This is a genomic window from Neokomagataea tanensis (assembly GCF_006542335.1).
GTDB lineage: Bacteria > Pseudomonadota > Alphaproteobacteria > Acetobacterales > Acetobacteraceae > Gluconobacter > Gluconobacter tanensis.
This window is the reverse complement of record NZ_CP032485.1, coordinates 2,337,565-2,357,289: the sequence shown is the minus strand read 5'-3', so window position 1 is coordinate 2,357,289 and position 19,725 is coordinate 2,337,565. Positions and strand designations below refer to the sequence as shown.

The 19,725-nt window shown below is 51.7% G+C and carries 20 protein-coding genes; 8 read left to right on the top strand and 12 right to left on the bottom strand.

Annotation, left to right across the window (positions count from 1 at the left end):
* Nucleotides 1-95: 95 nt before the first annotated feature.
* The 5 genes from trpC to D5366_RS10635 all read right to left on the bottom strand — a co-directional run bounded on the left by trpC (nt 96) and on the right by D5366_RS10635 (nt 6,286).
* Nucleotides 96-1,019: an indole-3-glycerol phosphate synthase TrpC gene (gene trpC / locus D5366_RS10655; protein ID WP_141493621.1), complete on the bottom strand. Its 924-nt coding sequence runs from the start codon at nt 1,017-1,019 to the stop codon at nt 96-98.
* Nucleotides 1,016-2,098 carry an anthranilate phosphoribosyltransferase gene (gene trpD, locus D5366_RS10650; RefSeq protein ID WP_141493620.1) on the bottom strand — a complete coding sequence of 361 codons (1,083 nt, stop codon included), beginning with the start codon at nt 2,096-2,098 and terminating at the stop codon, nt 1,016-1,018. The genes trpC and trpD overlap by 4 nt, the downstream gene beginning before the upstream one ends.
* A complete protein-coding gene (locus D5366_RS10645) occupies nt 2,095-2,685 on the bottom strand; it encodes an anthranilate synthase component II (protein WP_141493619.1) in 591 nt (196 codons plus the stop codon). Before D5366_RS10645 ends, trpD begins: the two co-directional genes overlap by 4 nt.
* Before the next feature lie 68 nt (nt 2,686-2,753).
* Nucleotides 2,754-4,181 (bottom strand): anthranilate synthase component I family protein, encoded by a 1,428-nt coding sequence (locus D5366_RS10640; protein WP_205839584.1) that lies wholly within the window; start codon nt 4,179-4,181, stop codon nt 2,754-2,756.
* Complete coding sequence (locus D5366_RS10635) at nt 4,178-6,286, bottom strand: peptidylprolyl isomerase (RefSeq protein WP_240775254.1); 2,109 nt, start codon at nt 6,284-6,286, stop codon at nt 4,178-4,180. The genes D5366_RS10640 and D5366_RS10635 overlap by 4 nt, the downstream gene beginning before the upstream one ends.
* On the opposite strand from D5366_RS10635, the gene tpiA reads away from it, so the two are divergent.
* From tpiA to kdsA, 4 genes are all read left to right on the top strand, one after another.
* Nucleotides 6,285-7,085: a triose-phosphate isomerase gene (tpiA, locus tag D5366_RS10630; RefSeq protein WP_141493618.1), complete on the top strand. Its 801-nt coding sequence runs from the start codon at nt 6,285-6,287 to the stop codon at nt 7,083-7,085. The two genes, D5366_RS10635 and tpiA, sit on opposite strands and share 2 nt — an antisense overlap.
* Nucleotides 7,082-7,402: a preprotein translocase subunit SecG gene (secG, locus tag D5366_RS10625; protein ID WP_141493617.1), complete on the top strand. Its 321-nt coding sequence runs from the start codon at nt 7,082-7,084 to the stop codon at nt 7,400-7,402. The genes tpiA and secG overlap by 4 nt, the downstream gene beginning before the upstream one ends.
* Nucleotides 7,403-7,482: 80 nt before the next feature.
* Complete coding sequence (locus D5366_RS10620) at nt 7,483-9,114, top strand: CTP synthase (protein ID WP_141493616.1); 1,632 nt, start codon at nt 7,483-7,485, stop codon at nt 9,112-9,114.
* Nucleotides 9,111-9,929: a 3-deoxy-8-phosphooctulonate synthase gene (gene kdsA / locus D5366_RS10615; RefSeq protein ID WP_141493615.1), complete on the top strand. Its 819-nt coding sequence runs from the start codon at nt 9,111-9,113 to the stop codon at nt 9,927-9,929. The genes D5366_RS10620 and kdsA overlap by 4 nt, the downstream gene beginning before the upstream one ends.
* Before the next feature lie 29 nt (nt 9,930-9,958).
* Here the strand turns inward: kdsA and D5366_RS10610 are convergent, their stop codons facing one another.
* On the bottom strand, nt 9,959-10,426 hold the full coding sequence (locus D5366_RS10610) for a DUF3429 domain-containing protein (protein WP_141493614.1): 468 nt from the start codon (nt 10,424-10,426) through the stop codon (nt 9,959-9,961).
* A 100-nt stretch (nt 10,427-10,526) separates the two neighbouring features.
* Between D5366_RS10610 and eno the strand changes: the two genes are divergently transcribed.
* Together eno and D5366_RS10600 are read left to right on the top strand one after the other, a co-directional pair.
* Nucleotides 10,527-11,804, top strand: a complete 1,278-nt coding sequence (gene eno, locus D5366_RS10605) for a phosphopyruvate hydratase (RefSeq protein WP_141493613.1) — start codon at nt 10,527-10,529, stop codon at nt 11,802-11,804.
* Between the two features lie 149 nt (nt 11,805-11,953).
* Nucleotides 11,954-12,283, top strand: coding sequence for an FtsB family cell division protein (locus tag D5366_RS10600; RefSeq protein ID WP_141493612.1), 330 nt, complete (start codon nt 11,954-11,956; stop codon nt 12,281-12,283).
* 52 nt (nt 12,284-12,335) lie between these two features.
* Here D5366_RS10600 and rpmG read toward each other — a convergent pair whose 3' ends face one another.
* Nucleotides 12,336-12,503 (bottom strand): 50S ribosomal protein L33, encoded by a 168-nt coding sequence (gene rpmG / locus D5366_RS10595; RefSeq protein WP_084366875.1) that lies wholly within the window; start codon nt 12,501-12,503, stop codon nt 12,336-12,338.
* A gap of 268 nt (nt 12,504-12,771) precedes the next feature.
* On the opposite strand from rpmG, the gene lexA reads away from it, so the two are divergent.
* Nucleotides 12,772-13,467 (top strand): transcriptional repressor LexA, encoded by a 696-nt coding sequence (gene lexA, locus D5366_RS10590; protein WP_141493611.1) that lies wholly within the window; start codon nt 12,772-12,774, stop codon nt 13,465-13,467.
* A gap of 49 nt (nt 13,468-13,516) precedes the next feature.
* On the opposite strand, the gene D5366_RS10585 is transcribed toward lexA, so the two are convergent.
* The 4 genes from D5366_RS10585 to D5366_RS10570 form a co-directional block, all read right to left on the bottom strand.
* A complete protein-coding gene (locus D5366_RS10585; protein ID WP_141493610.1) occupies nt 13,517-14,095 on the bottom strand; it encodes a hypothetical protein in 579 nt (192 codons plus the stop codon).
* A gap of 96 nt (nt 14,096-14,191) precedes the next feature.
* Entirely contained in the window at nt 14,192-14,770 is a 579-nt protein-coding gene (gene pgsA / locus D5366_RS10580) for a CDP-diacylglycerol--glycerol-3-phosphate 3-phosphatidyltransferase (protein ID WP_141493609.1), read from the bottom strand.
* 115 nt (nt 14,771-14,885) lie between these two features.
* The gene (uvrC, locus tag D5366_RS10575; protein WP_141493608.1) at nt 14,886-16,748 is read right to left on the bottom strand and encodes an excinuclease ABC subunit UvrC; all 1,863 of its coding nucleotides are present in this window, start codon (nt 16,746-16,748) and stop codon (nt 14,886-14,888) included.
* A gap of 313 nt (nt 16,749-17,061) precedes the next feature.
* Nucleotides 17,062-18,087: a dipeptidase gene (locus D5366_RS10570; RefSeq protein ID WP_141493607.1), complete on the bottom strand. Its 1,026-nt coding sequence runs from the start codon at nt 18,085-18,087 to the stop codon at nt 17,062-17,064.
* A gap of 90 nt (nt 18,088-18,177) precedes the next feature.
* Here D5366_RS10570 and D5366_RS10565 point away from each other — a divergent pair, with 90 nt between their 5' ends.
* Nucleotides 18,178-18,972 (top strand): exodeoxyribonuclease III, encoded by a 795-nt coding sequence (locus D5366_RS10565; protein WP_141493606.1) that lies wholly within the window; start codon nt 18,178-18,180, stop codon nt 18,970-18,972.
* A gap of 9 nt (nt 18,973-18,981) precedes the next feature.
* Here the strand turns inward: D5366_RS10565 and D5366_RS10560 are convergent, their stop codons facing one another.
* Entirely contained in the window at nt 18,982-19,707 is a 726-nt protein-coding gene (locus D5366_RS10560) for a response regulator transcription factor (protein WP_141493605.1), read from the bottom strand.
* Between the last annotated feature and the right edge of the window lie 18 nt (nt 19,708-19,725).

Sequence of the window (19,725 nt, the reverse complement as noted above, 5' to 3'; positions counted from 1 at the left end):
ATTACCGGGAGTTTGCCCAGAACGCCAGCGCCGGAAGCATTATCAGAGACTGTTTCGCCTCCGGGTGGCGTAAAACTGGGTAATTTTTAGCAGGTTTACGCGTAGCCAAGCAGGCGGCGTGCAGCGACACCGGGGTCTTCTTCCCGCAGGAGGCTTTCGCCAACCAGCACCGCGCTGGCCCCAACCGCGCCCACACGTAACACATCGTCCTGAGTGCGAATGCCGCTTTCAGAAACAACCAGGCGGTCAGGCGGAACAAGCGGTGCCAGCTGGCGCGTGGTTTCGATATCGGTCTTTAACGTGCGCAGGTTACGGTTGTTGATGCCAATCAAAGAGGTATCCAGAGCTAATGCTCGGTTTAGTTCCTCTTCATCATGCACTTCCACCAAAACGTCCATGTCGAGGCCACGGGCTGTCTCAATAAGTTCAACCGCTTCGTTTTCGGTCAGCGCTGCAAGAATGAGCAAAATGCAGTCCGCGCCAATCAGGCGGCTTTCATGAACCTGCCAAGGCACAAGAATGAAGTCTTTGCGTAAAATAGGTAGGCTGCAAGCCTCTCTCACCACGCGGATGTCTTCAGTGCTGCCATGAAAGCACGACCCTTCGGTCAGCACTGAAAGGCACGTTGCGCCGGCATTCGCGTATGAGCGGGCAATGCCAGCTGGATCGTAGTTGGGGCGCAAAATGCCCGCTGAGGGAGATGCTTTTTTGATTTCTGCGATGAGGCCCACATTTTTGTCAGCGGTCAGATGCTGCAATGCTTGGCCAAAACCCCGTGTGGGTGTTGAGACTTCGCGCGCGCGGGCCGTTATCTCTTTAAGAGACATAATTTGCGAGCGTTGCTCAACGTCGAGCCGTGTGCGGGCGCAGATACGGTTTAAGACATCACCCTTCTCCGGCGTTTCCACCTTAGGGTTCTGAATGGGCTGCATCATTGTTGATGGCAGGTCAGGATCTGGGAACTGATCCGGACCTTCTGGAGCGTATGTTTTTGCCATGCGGCTCAAGGTGAACGTCATGATAGTTCCACATTCTTCATAAGATGTGCGTCCGAGCGTGCAATGCTGCGCTCCAACGCTGCGTTCGCTAAGCCGTCGTCAATGGCTTGAGCCGCGCGTGCAATATTGTTAGCAAAAGCCCGTGTGTCAAAGCGTGTACCGTCCAAAACCGAGCCATGTCCAGCGACATGTAGCGCTGCGGCAGTATTCAGCAAAACCGTATCACGGTACGCCCCCGCTTCCCCTTTAAGCACTGCTTTCAGTGCGCGTGCGTTTTCGGATGGAGAGCCACCCCGCAGGTCAGCGATTGGGCGTGCTGCAAGTCCTACTTCAGCCGCTTTAAACGTAAAGCGCGTGCGACCTTCAGCAGATTGGCTTACAACACTATTTTCACCTGAGAGGGTAAGCTCGTCGCTCCCACCCTCATCGGTCTTGCTATGCACGGTCCAGACGGATTCAGTTCCAAGTTCATGCAGAACATCGGCAAGCGTTTCAAGCCAGCGTTCATCAAAAACCCCTAAGAGTTGATGCTTTACGTTGGCAGGATTGCACAAAGGGCCGACCAGATTAAACAAGGTGCGGAAGCCCAAAGCTTTTCGAATTGGGGCTGCATGTCTAAGCGCAGGGTGATGGTAAGGGGCGGCGAGAAAGACGAGCCCATCTTCTTGCAGGCAATTTTCCAGATATTGTTCGTCTTGGTGGATACCGATCCCAAGCTGTTCAAGCACGTCTGTCGCGCCAGAGCGCGATGACAGTGCCCGATTGCCATGCTTGGCCACGGGCACGTCCAGTCCTGCTAAGACAAACGCAACAGCCGTGGAAACATTGAGTGTTTTAAGGCCATCTCCGCCAGTGCCACAGACATCAATTGTGCCCTTGGGGGCACCAAGGACGGGACGCATGTGGCTTCGCACCGCGCGTACCGCACCGACAAGCGTGTCTTGTGTTTCTCCGCGAAGGTTCAGGGCAGTTAGAAAAGCCGAAAGCTGTAGCGGATCGGCCCCGCCTTGCATCACGTCAGTCAAGGCACCTTCGGCATCTTCCGAGGTGAGTTGTCGTCCTGAAATGAGTTTTTGCAAGCTACCTGCGAGTTGCGTCATGCTATTTCGGGGACAGAAATGCCTGCCAGTTCCAAGAAGTTTGCAAAGAGATCTTTGCCGCCGACTGAGGCAATACTTTCGGGGTGGAATTGCACGCCATGAATTTCGTAATCACGGTGCCTTACGCCCATGATGACTCCGTCAGCAGTCCGTGCGTTTACGATTAAAGTATCGGGAACGCTCGACGGCGCCAACGTCAGGCTATGGTAGCGGACAACGTCAACCGGGTTGGGTAGCCCCGCGAAAACGCCCGTTGCATCGTGGTCGACGGGACTAATTTTCCCATGCATCGGTGTAGGCGCACGCACGACATCCGCACCGAAGACCTGTCCGATAGCTTGGTGCCCCAAGCACACACCAAGGACAGGAATGCGGCCTGCGGCGGCCTTGATGAGGTCACAGCATATGCCTGCGTCGTCCGGCGCGCACGGGCCGGGTGACAGGACGATGGCTTTTGGGTTTAGCGCGAGCGCTTCCTCAACGGTAAGCGCGTCATTACGGCGGACATCGCACTCCACCCCTAGAGCACCCAAGTGGTGCACTATGTTGAAAGTGAAGCTGTCATAATTGTCGATCAAGAGGATCATGGCTTGAAGATGGCCCTCACTTGCCTTCACGTCAAATCTAACTTTAAATTATACATCAATTTCTTGTGTCAAGATTGCTGAGATGCATTTTTTATGGCGTTTTCAGCGGCAGTGAGTACCGCCCTCGCCTTCGCTTTTGTCTCCAAAAATTCAGCATGAGGGTCGCTGTCAGCAACGACGCCACAGCCAGCTTGGACATGTAGCTTCCCGTTGTGTAACAGGCCCATGCGGAGGCCGATGCATGTGTCCATTTGTCCGTCAGCGCCAAAATAACCAATGCATCCGGCATAGGGGCCGCGGCGAGTCGGTTCTAATTCGTCTATGATTTCCATTGCGCGTATTTTGGGGGCGCCGGTCAACGTCCCAGCGGGGAATGCTGCGATCAAAGCATCTTTGGCTGTTTTGCCTTTGGCAATAGTCCCTGTCACTGTCGAAGAAATATGCATGACGTGACTGTAGCGTTCGACCACAAATTGATCGGGGACACGTACGGAGCCGTGCTGTGCTACGCGGCCAACATCGTTCCGGCCAAGATCGATTAGCATCAGGTGTTCAGCACGTTCTTTTTGGTCGGCGAGTAACTCTTCCTCGAGGGCAATGTCCTCAGCGCGAGAGTTACCTCTCGGGCGTGTTCCGGCAAGGGGGCGAACGGTCACTGTCTGATCGCGCAAGCGCACTAAAATTTCGGGAGAAGAACCGATGAGTGCGTATTCGTCCATCTCTAAAAGAAACAAGAAAGGCGCGGGGTTAACGCGTCTGAGGCTGCGGTATAGCTCTAATGCTGGTAGTGGAAACTCTGTAGTAAAACGCTGACTGGGGACTATTTGAAAGGCATCGCCTGCGGCAATATATTCTTGTGCTCTGCGAACGCCGTTTTCAAAGTCTTGCTGGCTAATATTGCTGACAGGTTCGCGCAATTGCGCCCCTGCGGGCAGGCGCGGTGGTGTGTAGTCTAATGGTGCATTTAATGCTGCGCGTGCTTCGTCCAGAAGCACTTTCGCATTGGCCTGCGTCATACCCTCACGGATAGGCACTGCAAGTGTCAGTTCATCTCGTACAGCATCAAATACAGCGAATAAGCTGGGACGTATCATGATGCCTTCAGAGAGGCCTAAATCGTCGTGCGGAGCGTTAGGAAGATGCTCCATTTGGCGCACCATATCGTAACCTAGAACACCAAAAACTCCACCAATCATTGGCGGAAGTTCTGGCGGAAGAGCCAAAGCGCTCTGTTCAACCAAAGTGTTTAGAGTGTTGAGTGGGTTGCCATCTATAGGGTTGCCGTCGAGTGTGGCGTGCCCATTACGGCATCGCCAGACCCAATCTGGACGCAAAGCAATGACCGTGTAACGTCCACGAGATGCCCCTCCTTCAACGCTTTCAAACAACATCCGGAAAGGACTGTTTGAGAGAGGAGCCAGTTTCAAAAACGCTGAAACTGGCGTGAGAAGATCGGCTGCCTCGATGGTGTAGAGGACGTTCACGGCTGTGCTCATTGTGCGGCGTTGCTTTGTGCTGAGGTTACCACTTGGTTGAAAAGAGGCATGTTGAGGTGAGTCATTGGCCACTGCTTCTCAAGTGATGCGCTGATGGCGTCTGGAATATCCATGTGGAGGGATTGGTTATACTGACCTTCCACGCCACGGCTTATCGTTAACCGGTCTGATTGAGGAGCTGCTTCTGTTCCTTCCAGTGTGACAAGCCAAAAAGCGTCACCGCTTTGGTACATCGCGCTGTTGTGGGCCTTAAGATTAAAGATGTTGCGTGTGACAACATTAGGCAGCCGTGTGTCTGGTTTTACACGAGAAATCAAAACGTTCTGTAGAAGGTCACCCGCTTCAGGTTGACCGGCAACAGCCACTGATAAGCCGCTTTTCTTTGCCGCGGTGTAAAGCTCAGTAGCTCGCAGGTCCGCTTGATGCTTTGCCTGCTCGTCAGTCCAGGCTGCAATGACAGCTGTTTTAACCTGATCAAATGGCTGGACTGTTCCGGGGTGTACTGTGTCAACCAGTATCGCGTAAGCGGCGTTATCTGGGCCGGAAATGACATGCGGGGGAGCCATAGCTTTTTGAGCAAAAGCCTGCTGGATAATTGCTTGTCGCAGTTGAGCCCCACCAGGGATTGGTGCGGGCACCCCGTCAGCTGTCATGCCTTGCGCATCAAGCGTACCAGAGATCGGAAGTGCGCCCAAATCGGTTGGAACTTTATCAAGGCTTGTTGAGCCTGCAACGGCGTCTTGAAAGCGGCTCATGCGCGCTTGTAGCGCTTCTTGTGCCTGTTGTTGTTGAACGTCGTTGCGCAGTTGATCACGAACCTGAGCGAAGTCGGTATGATGGGGAGCAACAACTTCGGTTACTTTAAAGACCACCCACCCGAAAGCAGTTTTCACTGGGCCTTGGACAGATTGGGCTGTAGCCGCAAAAGCAGCCTGCGCTAGATCTGTGTTGGGAAGATCGCTCTTCCGCGCTTTTTCGGGGGTCGCAGGAATGGCGTTTGGGTATGCTTTAACGAGCATGTCCCAGCTATCGCCCTTCTGCCACTGATCGGCTGCCGCTTGGGCTTTGTTCTGGTCAGTGAAAGACAGAACTTGCAATGACCGCGTTTCAGGGACGTTGTATGTACGTTCCTGCATATCATAAAGCTTGTGCAGGATGTCGTCAGAAACTTCGATGGTTTTGGCGACGCTGTCTGCTGTCATAACGACAGCTTTAATGTGACGGAACTCAGGCGTTTTGAACAGATCTGGGTGATTGTCGTAAAAACGGTGTAGCTGAGCGTCCGTAGGTGCTTCTGATGTTTTGTGGGCATCAAAGGCAATTCGTAGCGCCGTAACGCGCAGAGTGTCGCTCTCAAAGTTCACGAGAAGATTTGTGAGAATGGGTGAAGCATGTGCGGCTGCGCCCAGTCCCTGCACAAGCGAGCGACTGACGATGTCTTCCCTTACAAGAGCGATAAGACTTTTTTCCGTCAGACCCATCCGTGCGAGTCGTTGGTTCATGAGCGAACGGTCAAATTGACCTGATGCGTCATGAAAAGCCGGGATGCTGAAAACTTCGTCTCTGACCAAATTATCCGGCACGGAGATGCCTGCATGGGACGCAGCAAGTTGTGTCTCTTGTTGAATCACTAGGCTACGAAGAACTTCACGCGCAATTTGTTGCTTAGCTACCGCGGGCAGGTGCGCAGCGTCTTGGTAGCCAAGGCGTTGCGCAGCTGCTGGGAGCTGCGTTTGTAAAGCTCTAGCAAAAGTTTCGGCAGAAATCTCACGATCTCCGACCTTGGCGATTGTGTTGGGAGAGGTCGAGCCGCTGCTGTTAAATATGTCTCCTATCCCCCAGCCAATGAAGGCGAGGAAAATGAGGAAGGCGGCTGCGCGGCCGGCCCAAGAATCAACAAAGAGGTGGCGAAGTTTGGTAATCATGGGGTCAGAATGGATCCGGCTGTCGTAACGTCGGGATGGTATGTTGGCAAAGCTGCCGTTAAAGAACCAGCGGGCACCATAATGTCGAGAACCCGGCTTGACCAGAACAAGCGTAGGTCCGACGTTAGTTCTAGTATTTTGATATTGGCCAAAGTCAGAGTTCTGACGCGGAGAAGGCATGAACGAATCGCCGAAGCTCATAATCGGCAATTGGAAGATGAATGGGCTACGAGCTGGCACACACCAGCTCATGTGTGAGATCGTACAGCGCGCGCGGGGCTTACCGGCGGATGTGCGCTTGGTAGTATGTCCCCCATTCACGCAAATTGAGCGTGCCGGACGAATTTTGCGTGCCCGAGGTGTCGGGCAAAGCATAGTTGTAGGCGGTCAAGACTGCCACATGTCAGCCTGCGGGGCGCATACAGGCGATATTTCGGCGGAAATGTTGGCGGATGTTGGGGCTCGCTACGTTGTTTTAGGCCACTCTGAACGCAGGCAAGCTCATGGTGAAACGGACGCCCTCATTCGCTTGAAAGTGCGCGCAGCAATGTCAGTAGGGCTCGTACCTGTAGTTTGTATTGGTGAAACGATGCACGAACGGCAAGAGGGACGTGCAGCGTCTGTCCTCGCCAGCCAAATTGACGGGTCTCTTACAAGTGATTTTGATGGCATCCTTGCTTACGAGCCTATTTGGGCAATTGGCAGCGGGGTTACGCCATCACGCGATGAACTTGAGAGAACACTCTATCTCTTGGGCGGACTTCTACGTTCGCGCTTGAAGAAAGATGACATTCGCGTGCCAATCCTGTATGGCGGTTCCGTAACTCCTGATCAGGCGCACGCCATTTTGTCGATCCGATCAATAGGTGGTGTCTTGGTTGGCAATGCCAGTCTCGACGCGCAGCGTTTCATGCAAATCGCTGAGGCAGCGTCTTCGCATCTTTCTTCTCAACCACTCTCCGGACCTTACAGCTCATGACCACTGCTCTTCTCGTTATTAACCTGCTGGTCGCATTGGCCTTGATTGGTACAATTTTGATTCAGCGCAGCGAAGGCGGCGGGCTTGGGATTGGTAGCAGCCAAGGCATGGGCTCTTTCATGACTGGCCGCGGGACAGCAACCCTCCTCACCCGTGCTACATCTGTTTTGGCAGCTATATTTATGGTGCTGTGCCTCGTGTTGGCTCTGCTGAACCGCGGCGCATCTTCTGGCGTTGGTGGGCATGATATTTTAGCTCAACCTCCTGCACAATCTGCGCCACAAGCCCCAACAACTGGTACTTCCGGAACACACTAATAAAAAAAGGTGGCTGAAGCGTCCAAGAGGTTCAATGGACGCTTCCCCTCCCCCCCATCTTCAGTGTATGAAGAACGCCCATGACGCGCTTTGTATTCATCACCGGCGGTGTGGTTTCCTCTCTTGGTAAGGGTATTGCCTCTGCAGCCCTTGCAGCCCTCCTTCAAGCACGCGGCTATAAAGTCCGCATGCGTAAGTTGGACCCCTATCTAAACGTCGATCCGGGCACAATGAGCCCGTATCAGCACGGCGAGGTGTTTATCACCGACGACGGCGCTGAAACGGATCTTGACCTTGGCCATTATGAGCGTTTCACGGGCGTCCACGCGCGCCGTGCAGATAACGCTACGACGGGCCGTATCTACTCAGACGTCATCGCGCGTGAGCGCCGTGGCGACTATCTGGGCGGAACCGTTCAGGTTATCCCCCACATTACAGACGCAATTAAAGATGTCGTCGTCGCAGGTACGGACGAGTACGATTTCGTTCTCGTAGAAATTGGCGGTACGGTTGGGGACATCGAAAGCCTACCTTTCCTCGAAGCAATTCGTCAGTTGCGCAATGACCTTGGTCACGAGCAGACCATGTGCGTGCACTTGACGCTGCTGCCTTACATCCCATCTGCGGGTGAACTAAAAACAAAGCCAACTCAGCATTCTGTGAAGGAACTGCAAAACGTTGGCATCCAGCCTCAGGTTCTGCTCTGCCGTTCCGACCGTCCGATCCCGGATAATGAACGCCAAAAGATTGCGAATTTCTGTAACGTTCGCCCGCAAGCGGTGATCGCCGCTCTGGACGTTGACACGATTTACGCATGCCCAATTTCCTACCATCGTGAAGGAATGGACAGCGAAGTTCTGCGCTATTTTGGCCTACCTCATGAGGGTTCGCCGGATCTTTCCCGTTGGGAAAAGATTGTTCATGCCATCCGCGAGCCGCAGGGCGAAGTGCGTGTCGCCGTCATTGGCAAATACACGGCTCTGTTAGATAGCTATAAGTCTCTGGCTGAAGCCCTCCTGCATGGCGGCATTGCAAATAATGTGCGCGTGAAACTCGACTGGATTGAGTCAGAAGAGTTCGAGAAAACAGGTGACGTCGCTGAACGCTTAAAAGGCGTTGATGCTATCCTTGTACCGGGTGGATTTGGTGAGCGCGGTGCAGAGGGTAAAATCCTTGCAGTGCGTTATGCCCGTGAGAATGGCATTCCTTTCTTGGGTATTTGCTTTGGTATGCAAATGGCGGTCATTGAGTGCGCTCGTTCTCTCGCAGGCCTTCCTAAAGCGTCCTCTACAGAATTCGGCCCGACATCAGAACCACTTGTGGGCCTGATGACCGAATGGGCGCGTGGTAATGAACTGCTTCGTCGCCGTGAGGGTGGCGACTTGGGTGGCACCATGCGCTTGGGGGCTTACGCTGCCAAACTCTCGGAAGGCTCTCGCGTTGCGGAAGTGTATGGCCGCACAGAAGTGCGTGAACGTCACCGCCATCGCTGGGAAGTAAACCTGAACTACCGTGATCGTCTGGAAGCAACGGGTTTACGCTTTTCTGGTATGTCGCCTGACGGCGTCCTGCCGGAGGTTGTTGAATATCCCGATCATCCGTTCTTCATCGGTGTTCAGTATCATCCAGAGTTGATGTCAAAGCCGTTTGATCCACATCCTCTTTTCGCTGGCTTTATCAAAGCAGCTAAAACACAGCAGGACGCTGAATGAGTATTCTGGTCAGGGGGCTGAGTATCGGCCCCAAAGAGCCATTTGTTCTAATTGCTGGTCCCTGCCAAATTGAATCACGGGAGCATGCATTAGAGATGGCGGAGGCATTGCACGGCCTTTGCGGTGAGCTTGGCATTGGGCTGATTTATAAAAGCAGCTTTGATAAGGCAAACCGCAGTTCCGTGAATGCCGCTCGCGGGATTGGGTTGGATACGGGTTTGGATATTCTTGCAGAAGTAAGATCCAAATTTGACGTACCAGTCCTAACGGACGTTCATTCTGCTGATCAATGTGCCATCGCTGCTGAGGCGGTGGACGTCCTGCAGATCCCGGCCTTTTTATGCCGTCAGACGGATTTGTTGCTAGCCGCAGGTAAGACTGGGAAAGCGATCAACGTCAAAAAAGGTCAGTTCCTAGCGCCGTGGGATATGGCAAATGTTGCCAAAAAAATCGCGTCTACAGGTAATGACCGTATCATGCTGTGTGATCGTGGCACTAGCTTTGGTTACAACACGCTCGTAAGTGATTTTCGCGGTCTGCCTATTATGGCGGAAACGGGCTATCCGGTTGTGTTCGATGCTACCCATTCTGTTCAGCAGCCTGGTGGCTTGGGCGCGTCCACCGGCGGGCAACGTGAATTCGTTGAACCCTTGGCGCGCGCCGCATTGGCAATCGGGGTCTCCGCAGTCTTTATCGAGACGCATCAGGACCCGGACAATGCGCCAAGCGACGGCCCTACTATGGTCCCTCTCAAAGAAATGAAAGCATTGTTGACCCGCCTAAAGGCAATCGACCAGCTGAACAAATCTTTTTGAAGTAACAAAATATTGGGAATCTGTACTGATCAGGTTCCCAATATGGCGAGCAGAAGACTAATCACAACACCGATAGTGAGTGCGAGCCGAAGTCTTATGTACCCTTGTGGTATAGCGCCTTTTTTCCACCCTGATTTTTCAAAAATATAAACAGCGACGAATCCCAATATCTCTAACGAGAGACCAGTACGGGGGTTCGCAACCATGCCTATGTAGAGCGCCAGCCATGCTAAAACAGCAGGGCATACGCCAAATATTAGGCGCCAGCGATCTAGGTCTGAGGTTGTTCTATCGTTGATAATGTCAGGGCGCTCCATGGCTAGCCCCCAGTGAACAGCCCCTAAAAATGAGAGTATGCACGCGCCGTAAGCAAGCAGTGCCAGCATGAGACGGGGCTGTGGTGCAAAGAGGTGACCTATAAAAATGCTTCCTCCCAGAAACACAAATGGCACCAAACCTGCGATTCCTAAAAGGAAGATTAGAAAGGGTAAACGCATCTACGAGATTGACCTCCGGCCTTGATTTTGAGACGAATACTTCCCGTTCCGTCTGGGTTCGAGCCGATCCCGGCTCACGCTTTTTACGAGGAGAGCCCCCATGAGCGCTATTGTCGATATCATTGCTCGCGAAATTTTAGATAGTCGCGGCAATCCAACCGTTGAGGTTGAAGTAGAACTTTCCTCGGGAGCCCGCGGCCGCGCTGCTGTTCCCTCCGGCGCATCAACAGGTGCCCACGAAGCTGTAGAACTGCGTGACGGGGACAAGTCCCGTTATAACGGTAAAGGCGTTCAGAAGGCTTGTGGTTTCGTCGAAAGCGAAATTCTAGAAGTTTTACAGGGTGCAGAGTCAGAAGATCAAATCGCGATTGATAATGCGATGATTGAGCTTGATGGCACGCCTAACAAATCCCGCCTCGGTGCTAACGCTATTCTTGGCGTTTCACTGGCTGTGGCTAAAGCCACGGCTGAAGAGCTTGAGCTTCCGCTCTATCGCTACGTTGGCGGTGCATTTGCTCATACTTTGCCTGTTCCAATGATGAACATTGTGAACGGCGGTGAGCACGCTGATAATCCAATCGATATTCAAGAATTTATGATCCAACCTGTTGGGGCGTCTTCTATTGCAGAAGCGGTCCGTATGGGTTCAGAAATTTTTGCGGCTTTGAAAAAAGGTCTATCTGCTGCGGGTCATAACACCAACGTGGGTGATGAAGGTGGTTTTGCACCAAACCTGCAATCGGCTGAAGAAGCATTGGGCTTCATTGCTAAGTCGGTTGAAGCAGCAGGTTATCGTCCCGGTGAAGATGTTACGTTTGCACTCGATTGCGCATCAACCGAGTTCTACCGTGATGGCCAGTATGTCCTTAAGGGTGAAGGTAAGACCTTTGATTCTGAAGGAATGATTTCTTACCTCGACGAGTTGACCCGCAAATTCCCGATCGTTTCCATCGAAGACGGCCTGGCAGAAGATGACTGGGAAGGCTGGGCAGAATTAACAAAGCGCATGGGTGGCCGTGTACAACTGGTTGGTGACGATTTGTTCGTAACAAACCCTGAGCGTCTCCGTCGTGGTATTGCTGCTGGTACGGGCAACGCTCTGCTCGTGAAGGTCAACCAGATCGGCACGCTGACGGAAACGCTTGAGGCCGTCGAAACCGCCCATAAGGCTGGATATCGTTGCGTCATGAGCCATCGCTCAGGTGAAACAGAAGATGCGGTCATCGCAGATCTCGCTGTTGCTACCAATTGTGGTCAGATTAAAACAGGCTCACTGTCCCGTTCAGACCGCACGGCTAAGTATAACCAGCTTATCCGCATCGAACAGCAACTCGGCAGTGCAGCACGCTATGCTGGTCGTGGCATCCTGAAGGCGTAATTTTGCCACAGGCTTAAGCCTGCTTGCAAAGTGTTGCTTTTTCAAACGCGCCTATCGCAACTTTGCGGTAGGCGTTTTTGTTTGTTGTTAAGGCGTAGTTTGTTATAGTCGGCCTACCACCAACACTTTGACGTATGAGGGCACGCTAGGTGAGAGCGGTAAAAGCATTAAAAAGAGGCTTGAGGGCTATAGCTGCCCCTACCCTGTTTATTGGCCTTACTGCTTATTTTGGCTGGAATGCATTGCACGGCGAACACGGAATTCGTGCTTTCCAAGATCAAACACAACTGAAACGAGAAGCGCTACTGGCAGAGAAAAATGCCCAAGACGAGCAGATTATGTGGAAGCGGCGTGTCACGGCCCTTAAAGAGCGGGCTTTAGATGCGGATATGCTGGATGAGCGTTCTAGGGCTATGCTTAACTTAACGAAGAATGGGGAAATCGTTATTCCTTACGGCCCCCACGACAAGCTCTTCTAATAAAAAAAGCGGCCACTGGGGGCCGCTTTTTTTATCGCTATAAAGCTGAAGATTACTTGATCTTAGCTTCACGGAATGTGACGTGCTTGCGAACGACTGGGTCGTACTTGCGCACTTCCATCTTGCCCGTTGCGGAACGAGCATTTTTCTTCGTGACGTAGAAGTAGCCCGTTTCTGCGGAAGAGACGAGACGAATTTGAATGACGTTAGTCTTTGCCATGTTACCCTCGGACAAAAGCCGCTTTTAGTGTCGCCCGCCGAAAGTGGAACGACGATTCAGCAGAATTCCGCGCAACATGCGGATTTCGGGCGTGTAGGTCAAGACTTTCCTACAATTTATTCCCAAAATATGCGTCCAGACAGGCACAAACTCCTCAATCACAACACGAAAACCCACTTTTGAAAGCGCTTTCTGTGCTTGTCGAGGAACATTTGAGAACTTATAATGAACATCTTATATCCCCGCCCCTGTTTGGAACCACTCTAAGATGCTTACCCAAAAGCAATATCAGCTTCTTTTATATATTGATAAGCACCTTAAGCAGACGGGGTACTCGCCTTCTTTCGATGAAATGAAAGATGCTCTGTCTTTACGCTCCAAATCAGGCATTCATCGTTTAATATCGGCCCTTGAGGATAGGGGCTTCCTGCGCCGTCATCATCATCGCGCTAGGGCCCTCGAAGTACTGAAAATTCCGGCCCTAGAGCAAAGCGTACCTGAAAAGCAGAAAAGTGTATTGCCGGAGAATGTGCTTCAGGGTGTTTTTTCTGAGCCTCAGCGCGCGCATGAAATGCCCGCTATGGTGTCTGTTCCGCTTTTGGGGCGTATCGCTGCGGGACTTCCTATAGAAGCCGTTGAGCAGCCTGATAATAGCGTGGATGTACCCATCTCTATGTTGGCCGCAGGCAAGCATTACGCCTTAGTCGTCTCTGGCGATTCGATGGTCGATATCGGAATACACGACGGCGATACGGCAATCATTCAAGAGTGCCAATCTGCTGATAATGGCCAAATAGTCGTTGCTTTAGTTGATCAGCATGAGGTGACACTTAAGACTTTCCGCCGTCATGGGCGCTCTGTAGCTCTTGAGCCAGCTAATTCAGCTTACGAAACGCAAATTTTTTCGGCGGATAGAGTTCGCATTCAAGGCCGCTTGAAAACTATTATGCGGCACTATGTTTGAATGAGCATATTTTTTGGAGAGTATAAAAATACTCTCCAATTAGTCGTTGCTAGTTGTTTATTTTTGAATCTTTAACGGTCCTTGTGGAGCCATCGCTGTTTACGATTGTGCTGGTTCCGTCGCCGTTGGGAATAATGATCGCTTTGCCCTGCCCTTTTTGCAGGTATTTGCCGGCAGCATCAGGGACGCTCGTTGGTAGGGCCTGAACATGCGTTTGGTCGCCTGTGACGCCACCATGTACGTAGGCATTCTCACCTATTGAGAGTGACCCTCCTGAAGGCATTTCTGCTCCGCCACCTAGGTACGAGGCGGCGCTAGTGGATCCAGCTTCAGCTGCTCCAAACGATGTAGCAGGATTTTTCAACAACTGATTAAATGGGCTGTTGGGGTTGGCGGCATCTTTTAGTGTGGGTAGAGGCTGAGGCGCTGCTGGCCAGATATTGCCCGATGCTGGGAGAAGAGCCGCTGAGGAAATATTTTCTCCGCGAATTTTAGCAAGATTTTCGCTAGTACCTTCTGGCTGATTAGGGTTGTAACCGGGCCAAAATACAGTGTCGTGGAAATATTTTCCAAGACCAGAGCATCCACTCAGGACCAGAGGGACTGCTAGTAAAGCAGCTCTACGCATGTTCTACTCCTAAGCGACAAGTTATTTGTCTAACGTCTTGCTCGATACATTTTTATATCTCATGCTGCCCGAATGTAAAGAATAGTGGTTGATGTATTAAATGATCTTTTTCTGCATGTGTTTTAATGCCGCTTTCGCGTAACCATAGCCGCTTAGTACGGTCGGGATAACGGAAAGCCATAGTAGAATACTCCCCAGACCACTGGCATTGAAGGGCTTTAAGCCCAAGAGTGGGACAATAGAGTTCCCCGCAACCAGAAAGCCAATAGAGACCATCTGCAAGCCGGTTTTCCACTTAGCCAGACGTGTGGAAGGCAGTTTTCCGCCTTGTGAGGCAACGTATTCACGCAAACCGCTGACCATTATTTCCCGGATAAGAATAATGATTGCTGCAAAAAGGGCGTGGTAAGGTAAAGAGTTTGTGCCTGCTAGGGTTAACAGAAGGGCGCCGACCAGCAATTTGTCTGCAATGGGATCCATCATTCTGCCCAGCTCTGAATGCTGCTGCCAACGGCGTGCGAGCGCACCATCCAGGTAGTCTGTAATACATGCAAAAGTGTACACCGCGAGTGCAGCTAAATGGCCAATCGCAGTGCCTAGCACAAGCAGCGCAACCAAGGCGGGAATTAGGGCAATACGCAAAAGCGTAAGAACATTTGGCAAATCGGTCAGCATCGTCTGGGACTGTAGAGAAATTTTTAGCCGTAGGATACGCGATACTGCGACAAGCGTATGAAATTTACACTATTTTTTGTTTGTGTTTGTGAAAAGAAAATATCTGAAGGGCTCCTCAGGACCCTTCAGGGTGGAAATGACCATAGATGGTTTCTGCCATTGAATGGTTAATTCCGGGCACTGCAAGCAATGTGTCTAGGGATGCCTGTTGCACGCCCTTGCTGGATCCAAAATGGTTTAAAAGAAGCTTCTTACGGGCCGGACCGATATTGGGAATACTATCCAGCGCAGACGATTTTAGTTTTTTGGAGCGCCCTGTGCGGTGGGTTGTGATTGCAAACCGGTGGGCCTCATCACGCAACCTCTGTAGATAATACAGTACAGGGTCTCGTTCGGGTAATTGGAAGGGGGCTTTGTGCTGTGTGAAAAACCATTCCCGTCCAGCATCTCGGTCTGGCCCTTTTGCCATTGCTGCTATTGGGACGTTCACCCCGAGTGCGCTGAGTATGTCGCGCACAGCATTAAATTGCCCTTGCCCACCGTCAATTAAGAGTAAGTCAGGCAATGATTCGGGAGATGCGGACTGGTGATTTTTAAATCTACGTTCCATAACCTCACGCATCATTCCAAAATCATCTCCAGGGGTAACGTTCCCCTTGATTGAATATTTTCGGTAGGCGCGTTTTTCAAAACCCTCTGGACCGCCGACTACCATCACTCCGTACGGCGCTTGCCCCATTATGTGAGAGTTATCGTAAGTTTCTATTCGTTGAGGAGTGTTTGGTAGATCAAAGATTTTTGCGACACCCTCAAGCAACTGCTTTTGTCCGGCACTTTCGGCAAGTTTGCGCTCGAGTGCTTCACGCGCATTGAGGGCGGCATGTTCCAAAATATCTTTTTTCTGTCCGCGCTGTGGGACGGTAATGCTAATTTTTTGCCCTTTAGTAAGGGATAGCGCATCTACGACAAGGCTCTGCTCATCAAGGTTATGATTGATCAGCAGCGATGTTGGCGGAGTTTTGTTTTCGTAAAACTGGAGCAGGAAGGCGCTTAGTACTGCGCTTTCTGATTCTTCCGGGTCATGAGAGGGGTAAAAAGCACGGTTACCATTGTTGCGTCCTCCTCTTATGAAAAAGACTTGAATGCAGCTCTGTCCGGCTGTCTGCCAAATTGTCACGACGTCTGTGTCGGGAAGTGATGTCGGGTTGATCACGCCAGACTGTTGCAGCCCGGTGAACCCTCTAATCCGGTCACGGATAGAGGCAGCCCTTTCAAACTCCAGAGAGGCTGAAGCTTCTTCCATTTCGGCAATAAGTTGCTCGTGCAGTTCGGTGCTTTTCCCTGATAGGAAAAGCCTTGCTTGCTCTACAAGGCCAGCGTAATCCGCGGCCGAAATACGATCGACGCATGGGGCTGAACAGCGTTTAATTTGGTAGAGCAGGCACGGTCTTGTGCGACTGCTCAACATTGCGTCGGAGCAGGTTCTCAACAAGAAGTTGCGCTGAATGAGGTTCAAGGTTTGGTTAACGGCCCAGGCCGAAGCGAACGGTCCCCAGTAACTGGCGCCCTTAACGGGTTTCCCGCGCTGTTTTGTAATTTGCGGAAAATCGTGACTTTCGGTCAGTACTAGCCATGGCAGGCTTTTGTCATCGCGCAATAAGATATTGAAGCGCGGTTTCATGCGCTTAATGTAGTTGGCTTCCAACAGTAAAGCATCAGCTTCGCTATTGGTGATAACAATCTCCATGCTGCTTGTCAGGGACACCATCCGCCGCAAACGTTCAGGGAGTTGCTGTATGCGCAAATAGGACGTGACGCGATTTTTGAGGTTTAGCGCTTTTCCCACATACAAGACTTCACCTTTACTCCCCAACATACGGTATACGCCCGGGTTCTGCGGTATAGTCTTGAGGGCATTGCGTATAGCATCGACTCCCACAGGGGTATCGGCCGTTTCGAGGGGGGTGTTTTCTATCATTTGGTCTGAATTTTACCTTTCGGGCGGGTATTCATGGCGTCGTTTTAATCATCCACTGTTCCTGTGGACAAGTCTGTGGGTGGAGGCATGACAGAATCATGAAGCCCTTGATCTTCCAGACTTGCTCTTAGATTGCCTATTTTTTAGGCATAAAAGATAAGCTATTGATATTAAACGAGTTTTGCTTTCGTTCTCTTCTAAGTTGGCCGTAAAGCTGGAAAGAGCACAAAAAGCGCATATTGGTAGAAACGCCCGTGGACAAGTACCCGCGTTTGTGGCAATAGACGCCGATTTTCATCGACGTCACTATCGCTTAAGAAGCGTGAGGCACAAAAGATTGTGCTTTGGTTTCAGCGGTGTGTAAGAGGCGGAGCATGTTGCCGCCCCATACAGCGTTTAGCTCATCGCCATGAAAGCCAGCTCTTTGTAGTGCATGAGTCACATGCGCGGTTTGCGACGCGTCGTTCCAGCCCTCAATCCCGCCGCCACCGTCGAAATCCGACGAGACGCCAACGTGGCTGACCCCGATCTTATCTGCGACGTATCGAACGTGGCTCACGAGGTCCTCAAGGGTTCCTCCCCCACCTTTGCGCAAAAAGCTACCCATAGCAGTAATCTGTATCACGCCGCCGGTATCTCTCAGCTTCAGTAACTGTTCATCGTCTAGATTTCGCGGGTGGTCGCATAGAGCGCGTGCACAGGAATGGCTTGCCACGATTGGCGTTGAAGAAGCTTCAGCTGCTTGCATCATTGTTGAGCGTGCAGCGTGTGAGACATCAATTAGAACGCCGTGATCATTCATTGCCTGTATCATCTCGCGGCCGAGTGATGACAGGCCTCCGTGGCGGCTGTCCGTGTCTCCCAGATCCTCTCGCGCGATGGCGGCGTCAGCGATTGCATTATGCCCATTATGCGTGAGCGTAATGTAGCGAATACCGAAATTTCGCGCGAAAAACCCTACATTTTCAACGTTAGTTCCCAAAGCGTAGCCGTTTTCGATGACTGGGACGATGGCTAGAGCGTTGCTTTTACGGGCCTCGATGATGCTTTCTGCTGTACGGCAAATGGAGAGTGGGGTTTCAGGAGTGGAGCGTTTTTCAAGTTCGGTAATGCTTGTGAGCATTGCACGTGCGCGCTCAAAAGCCTCGGCGTGTCCGGCCTCAGTGATTGGGCCTTGCGGAATATACGCGGCGAGACATAGGGTCGTTAGCCCACCCTTGCGCGATTTGTGGTAATCCACTTTGCGCGGCGTTTGAAGAGCCATCATATCGGCTTGGTCTGGCCAAGGGATATCAATATGCGTATCGAAGGTCAGAAATGGGCTGGTCGGTGCTGTCATAGTGTTTCTTAGTGTGGGGATTGTTTGTGTTTCCGCAAGGGGCCGCCGCCTTTTGATGCACTTAAATCTTATAAAAAGGTCATAGCGCTTATGCGTTTGGTTACTTGGAATATCAATTCATTACGTCTGCGCCTGCCCTTACTGGCGCAATTGACGCTGGACGAGCGCCCGGACGTTATCTGCCTTCAAGAAACGAAAGTACCAGACCCCCTTTTTCCCGCTGACAAACTCCAAGAGCTTGGATGGGAGCATCAAGTGTACTGGGGCATGAAGGGTTACAACGGGGTTGCCATACTTTCGCGGCACCCATTAGAACGGGTATTGGACGTTCCTAATTGGTGTGGACGTGGGGATAGTAGGCACGTTGCTGCGTGGGTTTCCCTTCCGCACGCTAAAGTGCTCGTTCATAATTTTTATGTTCCCGCCGGCGGGGATATTCCTGATATCAACGAAAATGAGAAATTTGCGCATAAGCTTTCTTTTTTGAAGGAAGCTCGCGAGTGGTGCTCTCAGCAGGCTGCTGAGAAAACAGTTCTCGTTGGCGATTTAAATATTGCACCTTGTGAGCACGATGTGTGGAGTCACAAGCAGCTTTTGAAGATAGTTAGCCACACCCCGGTGGAAGTTGAGGCACTGAATGCGTGGTTAGCGACGGGTTTTGTTGACGCTATGCGTCACGTGACACCGGAGCCAGAGAAGCTGTATACGTGGTGGTCATACCGCAACCGGGATTGGAGAAAATCTAATCGCGGGCGACGTCTTGACCACATCTGGGTAACACCGGACTTACTGCCGAATGTAAAAGCATTTCGTGTATTGAAAGATTCGCGCGATTGGGAAAGTCCATCCGACCATGTTCCAGTCGTGATGGACTTTACAATCTAAAGCCCGGCTTTAGGCGGCCCCTTCGCTGGTAACCCGTGCGTTGGGGTCGAGGCGGTAGCCACCGTTTTCAGTAAGCAAAATGGAGGCTTTGGCTGGGTTTATTTCGATCTTCTGACGCAAACGATAAATATGCGTTTCGAGGGTATGTGTAGTCACGGCTGCGTTGTACCCCCAAACTTCGTTTAACAGAAGTTGGCGAGAAACAGCCCGCTGCCCTGCCCTGTAAAGATATTTCAGAATGGCTGCTTCTTTTTCAGTCAAGCGAATACGGCGGTTGCGTGCCGTTTCAATGAGCAGTTTTGCTGAAGGACGAAACGCATAAGGCCCAATTTCGAAAATTGCGTCTTCGCTATTTTCAAAGATTCGGAGTTGTGCGCGCAAACGTGCCAAAAGTTCTGCAACGCGGAACGGCTTTGCAACGTAATCATTCGCACCGGCGTCTAAACCGCGGACAACGTCACTCTCAGCATCTGAGCCTGTCAGCATGATGATGGGCATTGTGACGCCTTGGCGGCGTAATTCAGCGCAGAAGTCGCGTCCATCACCATCTGGCAATGTGATGTCGAGCAGCATCGCATCAAAACGTGCGCCAGGGGCGTCTAGCAATGCGCGGGCAGATTTAAGATCTGCGGCTTCCACGGGGTCAAGCTCACCACCGTGTTTCAACTGTTCTGTCAACAGACGGCGAAGTGTATCATCGTCGTCAATAACGAGAATGGGGCGGGAAGATGTCATGATAACCTGTCTTCGTCC

Bases quoted from the DNA above. Each gene is read 5' to 3' on its own strand.
- trpC (WP_141493621.1), bottom strand. From the start codon at position 1,019: ATGACGTTCACCTTGAGCCGCATGGCAAAAACATACGCTCCAGAAGGT.
- trpD (WP_141493620.1), bottom strand. From the start codon at position 2,098: ATGACGCAACTCGCAGGTAGCTTGCAAAAACTCATTTCAGGACGACAA.
- D5366_RS10645 (WP_141493619.1), bottom strand. From the start codon at position 2,685: ATGATCCTCTTGATCGACAATTATGACAGCTTCACTTTCAACATAGTG.
- D5366_RS10640 (WP_205839584.1), bottom strand. From the start codon at position 4,181: ATGAGCACAGCCGTGAACGTCCTCTACACCATCGAGGCAGCCGATCTT.
- tpiA (WP_141493618.1), top strand. From the start codon at position 6,285: ATGAACGAATCGCCGAAGCTCATAATCGGCAATTGGAAGATGAATGGG.
- D5366_RS10635 (WP_240775254.1), bottom strand. From the start codon at position 6,286: ATGCCTTCTCCGCGTCAGAACTCTGACTTTGGCCAATATCAAAATACT.
- secG (WP_141493617.1), top strand. From the start codon at position 7,082: ATGACCACTGCTCTTCTCGTTATTAACCTGCTGGTCGCATTGGCCTTG.
- D5366_RS10620 (WP_141493616.1), top strand. From the start codon at position 7,483: ATGACGCGCTTTGTATTCATCACCGGCGGTGTGGTTTCCTCTCTTGGT.
- kdsA (WP_141493615.1), top strand. From the start codon at position 9,111: ATGAGTATTCTGGTCAGGGGGCTGAGTATCGGCCCCAAAGAGCCATTT.
- D5366_RS10610 (WP_141493614.1), bottom strand. From the start codon at position 10,426: ATGCGTTTACCCTTTCTAATCTTCCTTTTAGGAATCGCAGGTTTGGTG.
- eno (WP_141493613.1), top strand. From the start codon at position 10,527: ATGAGCGCTATTGTCGATATCATTGCTCGCGAAATTTTAGATAGTCGC.
- rpmG (WP_084366875.1), bottom strand. From the start codon at position 12,503: ATGGCAAAGACTAACGTCATTCAAATTCGTCTCGTCTCTTCCGCAGAA.
- lexA (WP_141493611.1), top strand. From the start codon at position 12,772: ATGCTTACCCAAAAGCAATATCAGCTTCTTTTATATATTGATAAGCAC.
- D5366_RS10585 (WP_141493610.1), bottom strand. From the start codon at position 14,095: ATGCGTAGAGCTGCTTTACTAGCAGTCCCTCTGGTCCTGAGTGGATGC.
- pgsA (WP_141493609.1), bottom strand. From the start codon at position 14,770: ATGCTGACCGATTTGCCAAATGTTCTTACGCTTTTGCGTATTGCCCTA.
- uvrC (WP_141493608.1), bottom strand. From the start codon at position 16,748: ATGATAGAAAACACCCCCCTCGAAACGGCCGATACCCCTGTGGGAGTC.
- D5366_RS10570 (WP_141493607.1), bottom strand. From the start codon at position 18,087: ATGACAGCACCGACCAGCCCATTTCTGACCTTCGATACGCATATTGAT.
- D5366_RS10565 (WP_141493606.1), top strand. From the start codon at position 18,178: ATGCGTTTGGTTACTTGGAATATCAATTCATTACGTCTGCGCCTGCCC.
- D5366_RS10560 (WP_141493605.1), bottom strand. From the start codon at position 19,707: ATGACATCTTCCCGCCCCATTCTCGTTATTGACGACGATGATACACTT.